This window comes from Stenotrophomonas sp. AGC87 (assembly GCF_057333975.1).
Window position 1 is genome coordinate 47,665 of the sequence record NZ_JBHFHW010000038.1, and the last position, 10,746, is coordinate 58,410.

At 66.0% G+C, this 10,746-nt stretch carries 15 protein-coding genes; 5 read left to right on the top strand and 10 right to left on the bottom strand.

Features of this window, described 5'->3' with window-relative positions:
- Positions 1-79 precede the first annotated feature (79 nt).
- Genes ACE026_RS15200 through ACE026_RS15220 form a run of 5 tightly spaced genes read right to left on the bottom strand, consistent with a single transcriptional unit; the run spans position 80 to position 3,115 of the window.
- Complete coding sequence (locus ACE026_RS15200; protein WP_486039682.1) at positions 80-565, bottom strand: hypothetical protein; 486 nt, start codon at positions 563-565, stop codon at positions 80-82.
- Positions 566-612: 47 nt separating this feature from the next.
- Entirely contained in the window at positions 613-873 is a 261-nt protein-coding gene (minE, locus tag ACE026_RS15205; protein WP_017355894.1) for a cell division topological specificity factor MinE, read from the bottom strand.
- 2 nt (positions 874-875) lie between these two features.
- Entirely contained in the window at positions 876-1,685 is an 810-nt protein-coding gene (gene minD / locus ACE026_RS15210) for a septum site-determining protein MinD (protein WP_088432112.1), read from the bottom strand.
- A 35-nt stretch (positions 1,686-1,720) separates the two neighbouring features.
- Entirely contained in the window at positions 1,721-2,503 is a 783-nt protein-coding gene (gene minC, locus ACE026_RS15215) for a septum site-determining protein MinC (RefSeq protein ID WP_486039683.1), read from the bottom strand.
- 15 nt (positions 2,504-2,518) lie between these two features.
- Positions 2,519-3,115 carry a GNAT family N-acetyltransferase gene (locus ACE026_RS15220; protein ID WP_088432114.1) on the bottom strand — a complete coding sequence of 199 codons (597 nt, stop codon included), beginning with the start codon at positions 3,113-3,115 and terminating at the stop codon, positions 2,519-2,521.
- 138 nt (positions 3,116-3,253) lie between these two features.
- On the opposite strand from ACE026_RS15220, the gene ACE026_RS15225 reads away from it, so the two are divergent.
- The 5 genes from ACE026_RS15225 (at position 3,254) to ACE026_RS15245 (ending at position 7,635) form a co-directional block, all read left to right on the top strand.
- Positions 3,254-4,450 (top strand): sensor histidine kinase, encoded by a 1,197-nt coding sequence (locus tag ACE026_RS15225; RefSeq protein WP_486039684.1) that lies wholly within the window; start codon positions 3,254-3,256, stop codon positions 4,448-4,450.
- The gene (locus tag ACE026_RS15230) at positions 4,450-5,091 is read left to right on the top strand and encodes a response regulator (RefSeq protein WP_019184539.1); all 642 of its coding nucleotides are present in this window, start codon (positions 4,450-4,452) and stop codon (positions 5,089-5,091) included. Before ACE026_RS15225 ends, ACE026_RS15230 begins: the two co-directional genes overlap by 1 nt.
- Before the next feature lie 313 nt (positions 5,092-5,404).
- Positions 5,405-6,484, top strand: coding sequence for a polyketide cyclase (locus tag ACE026_RS15235; protein WP_486039685.1), 1,080 nt, complete (start codon positions 5,405-5,407; stop codon positions 6,482-6,484).
- Between the two features lie 103 nt (positions 6,485-6,587).
- Positions 6,588-6,959, top strand: coding sequence for a DUF423 domain-containing protein (locus tag ACE026_RS15240; RefSeq protein WP_486039686.1), 372 nt, complete (start codon positions 6,588-6,590; stop codon positions 6,957-6,959).
- A 1-nt stretch (position 6,960) separates the two neighbouring features.
- Positions 6,961-7,635 (top strand): DNA-3-methyladenine glycosylase family protein, encoded by a 675-nt coding sequence (locus ACE026_RS15245; RefSeq protein ID WP_486039687.1) that lies wholly within the window; start codon positions 6,961-6,963, stop codon positions 7,633-7,635.
- A 15-nt stretch (positions 7,636-7,650) separates the two neighbouring features.
- Here the strand turns inward: ACE026_RS15245 and ACE026_RS15250 are convergent, their stop codons facing one another.
- Genes ACE026_RS15250 through ACE026_RS15270 form a run of 5 tightly spaced genes read right to left on the bottom strand, consistent with a single transcriptional unit; the run spans position 7,651 to position 10,682 of the window.
- A complete protein-coding gene (locus ACE026_RS15250) occupies positions 7,651-8,460 on the bottom strand; it encodes a M15 family metallopeptidase (protein ID WP_486039688.1) in 810 nt (269 codons plus the stop codon).
- Positions 8,461-8,469: 9 nt separating this feature from the next.
- Entirely contained in the window at positions 8,470-9,027 is a 558-nt protein-coding gene (locus tag ACE026_RS15255) for a PH domain-containing protein (protein WP_486039690.1), read from the bottom strand.
- Positions 9,024-10,280, bottom strand: a complete 1,257-nt coding sequence (locus tag ACE026_RS15260; protein WP_486039691.1) for an alpha/beta hydrolase — start codon at positions 10,278-10,280, stop codon at positions 9,024-9,026. Before ACE026_RS15260 ends, ACE026_RS15255 begins: the two co-directional genes overlap by 4 nt.
- A 37-nt stretch (positions 10,281-10,317) precedes the next feature.
- Positions 10,318-10,506, bottom strand: a complete 189-nt coding sequence (locus tag ACE026_RS15265) for a DUF4177 domain-containing protein (RefSeq protein ID WP_346468883.1) — start codon at positions 10,504-10,506, stop codon at positions 10,318-10,320.
- Positions 10,503-10,682, bottom strand: coding sequence for a type II toxin-antitoxin system antitoxin (locus ACE026_RS15270; RefSeq protein WP_346468884.1), 180 nt, complete (start codon positions 10,680-10,682; stop codon positions 10,503-10,505). Before ACE026_RS15270 ends, ACE026_RS15265 begins: the two co-directional genes overlap by 4 nt.
- Positions 10,683-10,746 lie beyond the last annotated feature (64 nt).

Genomic DNA, 10,746 nt, shown 5'->3' on the forward strand with positions numbered 1-10,746 from the left:
CCCCCCCCCCCCCCCCCCCCCCCCCCCCCCCCCCCACTACCGGGGATCAAGGCCGCCGGGACTGACCGCATGTGCGGATTTACGCAGGAAGAAGGCCGCGCTCGACCAGCCACGCTCTGGCATCTTCCGCATCCTGCTCGAACCACGCCTTGGTCGACCCCAACCGATACGTATACCCCCAAGCATCCATGTCCAGCATCAACTGCGCGCTGCCTACACCCGGCAGTTGCCCGGCCAGCACGATCTGCAGGTAACAGGTGGCGTCTTCTTCGGGCACCGAATCGGTGGCATCGGTATGCACCAGCGCACGCCGCTCCGGCGGCAGCACGATCAGGTGGCAGGCTTCGTGCAGCATCGAGTGCACGGGGGTGTCATCGCGGACATACACGTCGCTGCCGATGATGCCGGCTTCGGGTTCGCCCCAATAGCTGCCCGGAATCGGCGCGCCATCGGCCACACGATGCAGGTGCAGATCGTGGGTGGCGAGCAGGGCGAGGGCATCGTCGAAACGGATATCGCCGACGCGGGTGACCTGCGGTTCGGCGGTGGGGGCAGCGTCGTTCATGGGTTACCGCTCAACCGCCCCTTCCAGAACGGAAGGGGCGATGTCGATCAGGGCTGCTGCGGGCCTTCCGGCAAGGCGACGGAGATATCGAGCACATCGTGCTCGCCGTCCTTGACCAGATCGACCTTGACCGCATCAGCGTCGATGTTGACGTACTTCTTGATCACTTCCAGCAGCTCGCGCTGCAGCAGGGGCAGGTAGTCCGGGCCGCCGCGGTGGCTGCGTTCCTGCGCGATGATGATCTGCAGGCGGTTCTTGGCCGTTTCGGCAGTGGTCTTCTTTCGGTTCAGGAAATCGAACAGTCCCATGCTTACCCTCCGAACAGCTTGCTGAAGAAGCCTTTCTTCTCCACGGTGGTGAAGCGCATCGGACGCTCTTCGCCAAGGATGCGACCCACCGCATCTTCGTATGCCTGGCCCGCCGCCGATTCGGGGTCCAGAATCACAGGCTCGCCCTTGTTGGACGCATTGAGCACGTCGCCCGATTCGGGCACCACGCCAATGGCCTTCAGGCCCAGCACTTCTTCCACGTCGGTGATGCTGAGCATTTCGCCGCTTTCCACCCGTACCGGGCTGTAGCGCGTAAGCAGCAGGAAGGCCGGCACGTTCTTGCCGGATTCGGCCTTGTGGGTCTTCGAATCGAGCAGACCGATGATGCGGTCCGAGTCGCGCACCGAGGACACTTCCGGGTTCACCACCACGACCGCACGGTCGGCGTAGTACATCGCCAGGAACGCGCCCTTCTCGATACCGGCCGGGGAGTCGCAGATGACGTATTCGAAGCCGTCGGCGATGAGATCGTCGAGCACCTTGCGCACGCCTTCCTGGGTCAGTGCGTCCTTGTCGCGGGTCTGCGAGGCAGCCAGCACGTACAGGTTGTCGAAGCGCTTGTCCTTGATCAGGGCCTGCTTGAGGGTCGCTTCGCCGTGCACGACATTGACGAAGTCGTACACCACGCGGCGCTCGCAGCCCATGATCAGGTCCAGGTTGCGCAGGCCGACGTCGAAGTCGATCACCGCCACCTTTTTGCCACGACGTGCCAACCCGCAGGCCAGGCTGGCGCTGCTGGTGGTCTTGCCGACGCCGCCCTTGCCGGAGGTGACTACGATGATTTCAGCCAAAGGATTTCTCCTGATTCTTCTGTTTGGGGGCTGCGTCAGTCCAGCGCAGCGATCTTGATCTGGTCCTGTTCCAGCCACACCTGCACGGCCTTGCCGCGCAGGGAGTCCGGAACATCGTCCAGTACCTTGTAATGGCCGGCAATGGCGACCAGTTCAGCGTGGAATTCACGGCAGAAGATACGCGCCGTGGTGTTGCCTTGGGCACCTGCCAGGGCACGGCCCCGCAGCGTACCGTAGATGTGGATGCTGCCATCGGCGATCACTTCGGCGCCCGCGCCGACGGTGGCCATGACGGTCAGGTCGCAGTTCTCCGCGTACAGCTGCTGGCCCGAGCGGACGTTGGCGGTCTGCATGCGGCCCGGCTTGGGCGCGCCTCCGGTGGCCACAGCGGCGGGTGCCGGCGCCGCAGGCACGGCAGCGGCGGCACGCGCACGGCGCGGCGGCGGTTCGGCGACCGGCAGGGGCGCAGGAGCCGGCTCGGCCTCGGCGCGCTCGTACTGGGCGCGGAACTTGGCCAGCAGCGGCAGGCCGAGCTGCTGGGAAAGCAGGTCGGTTTCGGTGGTGCCGTAGGCCAGCGCAACCGGCAGCACGCCGGCCTTGCGCAGGCCGTCCAGCAGCGCCTTGGCGGTCGCCACGTCCGGCATTTTGCTGAGCCCGCCGAAATCCAGGATCACTGCCGCACGCCCGAACAGCTTCGGTGCACGTGCCACACGTTCCTGCATTTCACGGGTGAGGCGCTCGACATCGAGGGTGCGGATACGCAGATTGGCGATGCCGACCTGGCCGATCTTCAGTTCACCGGCCTGTTCAAAATCCATGTTCGCTGCCACCGATCAGGTCCCCGTCTGCTGCTGCACGCGCAGCGGCTCGCGGCGATGGCCCACCCAGGGCACATCCGGCAACTGGTCGCCGTAGGTGTCGTGCACCCACTGGTAACTGCACAGGTCCTTGAGCAGCATGCTGGCGCGTACATCCACGTGGGCCATGTTGTTCTGCCCGACCTCGCGGAAGCCGAAGCTGCCGTGGAAGAGCAGGGCGGCATCGGCACCGTGATCCAGGAACACCTCGCAGGTCAGCTGCGGGTAGCGCAGCTCGGCGTAGCTCTGCGCATCGGCATAGAACGCACGGCCAACGCCACCGCCGCGACGGCGGCTGGCGACCACGATGCGGTCGATGTAGAAGAATTTGCTGTCAAGCTGCTGCTTGAACCAGGCGAAGTTGCTGCTGTCGTGCTGGCTGTCGCTGCCGAAGCCGATCAGGAAACCGGCCAGGTTGCCGTCGCGCTCGGCGACGCGGAAATACTCAGCGCTTTCATAGAACAGACGCAGGCGGGCGGCATCCAACGGCAGGATGGCCAGGCCGGCATTGTTGTTCAGGGCCAGGACGGAATCGAGCTCGTGCTCGCGCACGTCGCGGATGACAATCGACATTGTGACTCCGTGGGGTAACGCGGTTGGCCCATCAAGGGGCCCTCGGTCCGATTATTGCATGGGTGGCTTCCCCCCGCGAGCGGACAGGCATGACTTCTGTGGGAGTGCAGGGGAACAGGTTCAGCCTACTATGCGTCCATGTTGGGATACCTCAGCCACACCCGAGTACTGCGACTGGCCGGCCTGTTCACCTGGGTCATGGTCGGACTCCCTCTGGTTTATTCACAGTACGAAGCACTGCTGCGCCGCGGCGGTGGCGTCGATGCCTGGGCGCTGTGGTTGTTCGCCGCGTATCTGGCCTTCGGCGCCGGGTACTTCTGGCTGACCCGCGGGCTGCGCAACGGCGGCCACTCGCGCTGGTACGACCGGGTCATGCTGGTGCTGCTCACCGCCTCGGCGCTGGGCGTGAGCTATCTGAGCGGCTCCGGGCTGGGCAGCATCCTGATGATGGTCGCTGCCGGCGTCATCCCGTGGATGCTGCCGGTGCGCGGTGGCGTGATCTGGCTGCTGCTGAGCCAGCTGGCGGTGCTGCCGGTCTACTACCTGATCCTCAATTTCTCACTGTTCGAAGCGGTGATGCAGTCGCTGCTGTATGGCGGCTTCTCCATGTTCATCTTCGTGACCAGCCTGGTCGCGCGGCAGCAGACCGATGCCCGGGAAGAGCAGCGCCGGCTCAATACCGAGCTGCGCGCCACCCGCGTGCTGCTGGCCGAAAGCGCCCGCGTCAACGAACGCACCCGCATTTCGCGCGAGCTGCACGATCTGTTGGGCCATCACCTGACCGCGCTCAGCCTGAATCTGGAGGTGGCCGGCCACATCACCGAGGGCCAGGCCCAGGAGCACGTGCATCAGGCCCATACCCTGGCCAAGCTGCTGCTGACCGACGTGCGCGAGGCGGTCAGCCAGCTGCGCGACAGTGGCGCCATCGATCTGGCCGCCGCGCTGCGCCCGCTGACCGAGCAGGTGCCCTCGCTGGATATCCACCTGGATATCGACGAGCCGCTGAGCGTGGAAGACCCCGAGCGCGCTCATGTGCTGCTGCGCTGCACCCAGGAAATCATCACCAATGCAGTGCGGCACGCCGGCGCGCGCAACCTGTGGATCAAGGTCCGGCGCGAGGCCCCGGGCATCGTGGTGCTGGAAGCGCATGATGACGGGGTGGGCGCCGACGGGATCGTGGTCGGCAACGGGTTGCGCGGGATGCGCGAGCGCCTGCAACAATGCGGTGGTGAGCTGCAGATCGAAACCCGCCGGGGACAGGGCTTCCGCCTTCGTGCCTCGGTACCCGGCGTGCCAGTATTGATGCTGACCGCTGTCATTGAAGGAGTGCGTTGATGATTCGCGTCTGCCTGGTCGACGACCAAACCCTGGTGCGGCAGGGGATCCGCTCACTGCTGGCGCTCGATGACGGCATCGAGGTGGTCGCCGAGGCCGCCGATGGCCGGCAGGCAGTCGAAGTGGTTCCCCAGGTCCGCCCGGACGTGGTCCTGATGGACATGCGCATGCCGGTCATGTCCGGCCTGGAGGCGCTGCAGATGCTGTCGCGGCTGAACCAGCTGCCGCCGACCATCATCCTGACCACTTTCGACGACGACCAGCTCGTCCTGGCCGGGCTCAAGGCCGGCGCCAAGGGCTACCTGCTCAAGGACGTGACCCTGGATCAGCTGGTGGGCGCGATCCGGACCGTGGCCGATGGTGGCTCGCTGGTGCAGCCGGCGGTCACCCAGCGCCTGCTGTCGGGCCTGGAGCACATGCGCAACGAGTTCGTGAGCCTGGACCGGCCGGACCCGCTGACCGACCGCGAAACCGAGATCCTGCGGCTGATGGCCAGCGGCTTCTCCAACAAGGAGATCGCCAATTCACTGGGCGTGGCCGAGGGCACGATCAAGAACCACGTCTCCAACATCCTCTCCAAGCTGGGGGTGCGCGACCGTACCCGGGCGGTGCTCAAGGCCTTCGAACTGCAGCTGGTCTGAGCCTGTGGACCCGTCGCCGGCCTTCGGGCGGTCACGGGTTTGTAGGTAATTTCTGAATTCGGCTAAACCCTTGCAGCGCAAGCGATGCAGGGGGATTTTCGGTCTCGGCGGCCGAATCCGGCAAAGAAATATTGTCCATCCGCTACGTGCTGACACGCGCGATGCGTTATCTTTCCGCTCCTTGTCTATGCAAAACCGCTGCCGACATGGAAACCGGTGTGCCAACCCTGATCAACAACACCGGCGAAGCCTGCTAGGATTGGCGCTTCGCTTCAATCAACCCGGCCGTGGGATCGGCCCCGGAGACTCCTGAATGACCCGTATTATCGAGTTCCTGATCGCCTTGGGGATCGTGGCTGGCCTGTTCGTCATCATTGGCGTATGTCTGCCGGGCGAGCGCCATATTTCCGAAAGCATCGAGACCAACCGCAAGATGACGATCGTGTACGACACGGTCAACAGCCTGCGCCGCTTCAAGGACTGGAACCCGCTCTTGCTGCGCGATCCCTCCGTTGAACTGAAGTACTCCGGCCCCGCTGCCGGCGTCGGCGCACGCCTGGACTACGCCTCCAAGGAAAGCTCCTTGGGCGAGGGTAGCTGGGTGATCACCGAGTCCGAGCAGAACAAGCACGTGGCGATCGCGATCGAGGACGCCTCCAAGGGTCACGACAAGACCACCAGCTTCACCCTGGAGCCGACCGGCAAGGGTGGCCGCAACGTCAAGATCACGCAGGACTACAGCGTCAAGTACGGTTTCAACCTGTTCGGTCGTTACGCTGGCCTGTACGTCAGCCGTCACGCCGGTGACGACCTGAAGCTGGGTCTGTCGCGCATGGCCAACATGCTGGCCACCGTGCCGAACATCGACTACCGCACCGCCGAAGCCCCGCTGACCGATCTGGCCATCGTGGACGTCCCGGCCGAGGACCTGCTGGTCGTCACCGCCGGCAACGTGGATCGCGGCCAGGAGACCATCACCAAGTCCATCAAGGACAACCAGGAGTGGATCAAGCGCGTCATGGAGGCCAACAACCTCGAAGCCGCCGGTCCGTTCCGCATCATCACCACCGATTTCGGCGCCGAGAAGTACGCCTTCGACGTGGCCCAGCCGGTCAAGAAGAAGGGTGCTGAAGCCGCGACGGCCGAAGCCCTGACGGTGAAGATCGACGGTGGTGCACCGGTCAAGTACGTGCACGTTGCTCCGCATCGTTCGGCCCACGCGGCCTACACCGGCCACATGGCCGGCCTGGACATCGCCCGCAACGCCCTGCGTGCGTGGTCGGTGACCGGCGGCAACGAAGTGATCGATCGTCCGTACGAGTCCTGGAAGGACGGCGTGGACAAGTCGTTCACTCCGGAAGGCACGTACGACATCTACTGGGCCGTCAAGTAAACCGACGGTTGCCGTGATGTAACGCACGACCTGAAACGCGCCGCTTCCTGCGGCGCGTTTTTTTTTGGCTCCGGCAGCGGGGCACTGGCTGAAGGACGCAAGCATGCTCAACCTGGAACGACGCACGCGCAAACCCTCCCTGCTGGCCGGCCTGGGCGGCCTGCTCGCAGCCACGGCGGTGGGCCTGTCGGCTTACGCCTCCCATGGCATCGCCGACCCGCTGGCGCAGTCGCATGTCACCACCGCGGCGCTGTATGCCTTCGGGCACGGCGTGGCGCTGGCCGTACTCGGCCCTACCCAGCAGAACACGCTCGGCCGGCTGGCCCTGTATGTGCTGCTGATCGGTACGCTGCTGTTCTCCGGCAGCCTGGTGGCCGGCGCCCTGTGGAAGTTCAGCACCCAGCTGGCACCGATCGGCGGCACGGCCCTGATGGTGGGCTGGCTGGCGTACGGGCTGAACGCGCTGAGGCGCTGACATGCCCCGATACCGCCGTGGCTTTGATGTCGATGAGGCGCATGACTGGCTGAGCCGGCGCGACCGGCGGCTGGGCACGTGGATGAAGCGGCTCGGCCCGATCCAGGCGCAGCCCGGGTGGGCGAAGACGTTCGATCCGGTCGATGCGCTGGCCAGGGCAATCCTGTTCCAGCAGCTCAGCGGCAAGGCCGCCTCGACCATCGTCGGACGGGTGGAGACGGCCATCGGCAGCACGCGGCTGCACGCCGATACGCTCGCGCGTATCGATGACCCCGGGCTGCGGGTCTGTGGCGTTTCCGGCAACAAGGCACTGGCCCTGCGCGACCTGGCGCGGCGCGAGGCGGCCGGGGAGATTCCCGACCTGCGCCGGATGTCGGTGATGGACCACGACGCCATCATCGATGCCCTGGTGCCGATCCGCGGCATCGGCCGCTGGACGGTGGAGATGATGCTGATGTTCCGGCTGGGTCGGCCGGACATCCTGCCGGTGGACGACCTCGGTGTCCGCAAGGGCGCGCAGCGCGTGGACAAGGCCGAGGTGATGCCCACCCCGAAGGAACTGCTCGCCCGCGGCGAGAAATGGGGTCCGTTCCGGACCTACGCGAGTCTGTACCTGTGGCGGATCGCCGATTTCACGGTGGATCCGAAAGTGACGACCAACCGTTCGCAGGGGTGAGGCGGTTCGCGCCGGTCAGGGTGTGGGGTGTCGCCAGCACCAATGCCACGGCTCGTAGACAATCCCGTGCGGGTTGTCCCGCGGGTAGCTCAGCTGGAACCCGAAGCGACCGGCATGCTCGCCCAGCCACGCGAACGCGGCGGTTGATTCGAACGACTCTTCGGCGGGCGGTTCGCCCGGGGTGCCGATATCCAGCGCGTAGCCGCTGTGGTGCTCGCTGTACCCGGGGGCGGCATTGACCGTCAGAATCTCCTCCACGCTCAACCCGCGGCTGCGTTTGCGCGCGAAGATACCGAGCTGGTAATCGTGGCTGCGGTAACCGGAGATCGCATCCAGGGCGATGCCATCGGCAGCGGCCCGCGCGCGCAGGCGTTGCCAGCTGCGGGCGGCGTCACGCTGCAGCCAGAGTGGCCGCCGGTAGCGGTCGAAGCCGGCCAGGTGCAGCTGAGCCGGTTCTGCTTCCAGCGCCAGACCGGTCGCGGCCTCGTAAGCATCGGCATCAATTCCGAGGGTTTCGAGGCGATGCTGCAGTCCACTCAGGGGCAGCACCGTATCGGGTGCGCTGCCACGGCGGCGATCCAGCACCTGACGGTCCAGCGCATCCAATGCCTCCTCGATGCCCGGCTCGCGCATCAGGCGCGGCACCAGCGGCAGCACGCCGTGGGCGGTAGCGACGGCGAGGTAGCGCCCATCGCGTTTGCGCCGCAGGACCCACTGCGCGCGAGCCAAGGCGCGCGCGTCGGCAGAGCCGCGTGCACGCAGCAGGCCGCCGGGCCACAGTTCGATCTCGGCGGTGTTGATCAGCAGGGCAGGGGATCGGCGCATGCTGCCAGCTTAGTGCGCGCCCGGCCGCGCGGCCAGCGCCTGCAGGGCATCGAGCAGTGCACGTGGGCGCTCCGGGCTGATCACCAGGGCGCTGCCATCGCGCAGCGGCAGGTGCAGCACACGGCTGCTGTCGGTGATCAGGCAGAACGCCTTGCTGCGATCGGCCATGCGGTAGTGCCCGGACTGGAAGCCCGGTACGCCGTAGCCGTTGGTCTTGATCGAGGGCTTGTACCGGCCATGCTCGGCGAAATCGACGATGCGCGCTTCGTCCAGACGCATCTCGCTCACCGGCACGCGCTTGCGGTAGAAGGTCGACTGCACCTCCAGGGTGTCCTCATGCAGCACGATGCGACGCCGGCTGTAGGCCCAGGTCAGTACGGCTGCCAGTACGGCCAGGAAAGGCAACGTGATCATCAGCTCGGTGTGCGAACGCTCCGGTGCGTCCAGCGCGGTGCCGACCATCAGGCCAGCGACGAGCAGTAGCGGAATCCACAGCCAGAGCAACCGCCAGGCTGGTGCCGGGGCGACCTCGATGCTGCGTGGTAGAGCGGAACTGCGCGTGCTCATGATCGCTCCTTGATCCAGCGGGCAACATCGTCGATCAGCTGCGGCAATACATGGCCGGGGCTGGCGTATTCCTCCAGGGTGCCCGGGCCTTGCCCGGCGATGCCGAGGTGGTTGAGGCTGGGGTAGTCGCGGAAGGTGACAGATCGCTGGCGCGACAGGCCGCGTTTCCACAACTGCCAATCCGTATCGATCACCTGGATGTCGCGGCCGCCCTGCAACAGCAGGATCGGTTGCTTCAAGGCGCGCGCATCGGCGACCGGGTCAACCTCTTCAAAGGCGCGCCAGTAGGCGGCCGGCAGGCCCAGCGGCAGGTCCTTGGCCGGCACGTCGGCAGTGCCACGTGCGGCGGCGATCTGTGCATCGAGCGTGTCCAGGAAGGCCTGTTCCTCCGCGCTGATCTGGCCCCGCAGCCCCAGCAGATAGCGGTTCTGCTCCGGCAACAGCGTCAGCAGTGAGCGCGCCGGTGCCGACCACAGGATCAGACCGGCCACCTTGTCCGACTGCTGTGCGATGCGTGGCGCCAGCATGCCGCCCTGGCTGTGACCCATGACGTACAGGTGACCTGGATCGATGCCAGGTGCGCCGGCCATTGCGTTGATTGCGGCAACGGCATCGTCAGTGGTCTCATCGTCCATGGTGAAATCCCGGCCGACGAAGTCCTGCGGGCGCACCTTCGTACGCTTGTCGTAGCGCAGCACCGCGATGCCCTGCGCCGCCAGGCCGCGCGCCACGTCCAGGAACGGGCGATTGGGGCCGACGGTTTCATCGCGATCCTGCGGGCCGGAGCCGTGCACCAGCACGACGGCGGGGAAGAGGCCGCGGCCGGTCGGCATCGCCAGTGTTCCCGGCAGTGCGCCGGTCGCGGTGGGGACCTCGAACGAGGATTCGCGATAGGGCGCATCGGCCGGCGGCGCGGGCGCGGCTGGTGCCGCCGCAGGTTTGAACATCAGGCCCGCCACGCGCTGCTGCGCGTCCACCACGATCTGCGCATCGAGCGCGCCCTTGGCGAACGTCAGGGGCACGACGATGATGGTCATGCCCTCGTGCGTGGTGATGCGTGCGGTACCGCGCTCACGAAGTTCGCCCAGCGACTGCCAGAGGGTTCGGAGTTGCGCGGCGGGAACGGCCTTGGCCATCTCTGGCGTGAACATCGCCTCGGCGGCAGTGGTCCTGTCTGCCTCAAGGTGATCCAGCAATGCGCTCGCCGTCTGTTCCGGTGACGTGGCGTGGGCGAGGGTGCTTGCGCACAACATCAGGAGGGTCGATCCCCAGCGTGTCAGCATCCGCATCTCACGCCTCCTTCTTGAAGATCGCCACTGCCGTGGTGAAGGGGGTTGCGGACACCAGGCTGATCACATTGACCAGTTCCCACCCCAGCTGGCCGTGTCGGGTCAGTGCGTCCTGGATCTGCTCTGCTTTGACGATGCCCATCAGATTCGGTTTGATTTCAACGGTCAGATACGTCCAACGTGCGCTCATGTCTTGCTCTCCTTGTCGGTGGTGGGTCTGGGAAGGCGTCCGGCCTTGCGCAGTGCATCACGCAGCACGTATTCGATCTGCGCATTGAGGCTGCGCAGTTCGTCGTCGGCCCAGCGCTGCGCTGCCGCCAGAACGTCGGCATTGATACGCAGCGGGTACGCTTTCTTTTCAGTCATGCGGGGGTCCTTTATCTACACCCCGTGCCGTCCCCTCGGCGCCGGGTTGCGTTGGCAGGTGCCG

Coding starts and splice junctions, on each gene's coding strand:
- ACE026_RS15235 (WP_486039685.1), top strand. CDS start 5,405: ATGACCCGTATTATCGAGTTCCTGATCGCCTTGGGGATCGTGGCTGGC.
- ACE026_RS15225 (WP_486039684.1), top strand. CDS start 3,254: ATGTTGGGATACCTCAGCCACACCCGAGTACTGCGACTGGCCGGCCTG.
- minC (WP_486039683.1), bottom strand. CDS start 2,503: ATGGATTTTGAACAGGCCGGTGAACTGAAGATCGGCCAGGTCGGCATC.
- ACE026_RS15220 (WP_088432114.1), bottom strand. CDS start 3,115: ATGTCGATTGTCATCCGCGACGTGCGCGAGCACGAGCTCGATTCCGTC.
- ACE026_RS15260 (WP_486039691.1), bottom strand. CDS start 10,280: ATGTTGTGCGCAAGCACCCTCGCCCACGCCACGTCACCGGAACAGACG.
- ACE026_RS15240 (WP_486039686.1), top strand. CDS start 6,588: ATGCTCAACCTGGAACGACGCACGCGCAAACCCTCCCTGCTGGCCGGC.
- ACE026_RS15245 (WP_486039687.1), top strand. CDS start 6,961: ATGCCCCGATACCGCCGTGGCTTTGATGTCGATGAGGCGCATGACTGG.
- ACE026_RS15265 (WP_346468883.1), bottom strand. CDS start 10,506: ATGAGCGCACGTTGGACGTATCTGACCGTTGAAATCAAACCGAATCTG.
- ACE026_RS15270 (WP_346468884.1), bottom strand. CDS start 10,682: ATGACTGAAAAGAAAGCGTACCCGCTGCGTATCAATGCCGACGTTCTG.
- ACE026_RS15250 (WP_486039688.1), bottom strand. CDS start 8,460: ATGCGCCGATCCCCTGCCCTGCTGATCAACACCGCCGAGATCGAACTG.
- ACE026_RS15255 (WP_486039690.1), bottom strand. CDS start 9,027: ATGAGCACGCGCAGTTCCGCTCTACCACGCAGCATCGAGGTCGCCCCG.
- minE (WP_017355894.1), bottom strand. CDS start 873: ATGGGACTGTTCGATTTCCTGAACCGAAAGAAGACCACTGCCGAAACG.
- ACE026_RS15200 (WP_486039682.1), bottom strand. CDS start 565: ATGAACGACGCTGCCCCCACCGCCGAACCGCAGGTCACCCGCGTCGGC.
- ACE026_RS15230 (WP_019184539.1), top strand. CDS start 4,450: ATGATTCGCGTCTGCCTGGTCGACGACCAAACCCTGGTGCGGCAGGGG.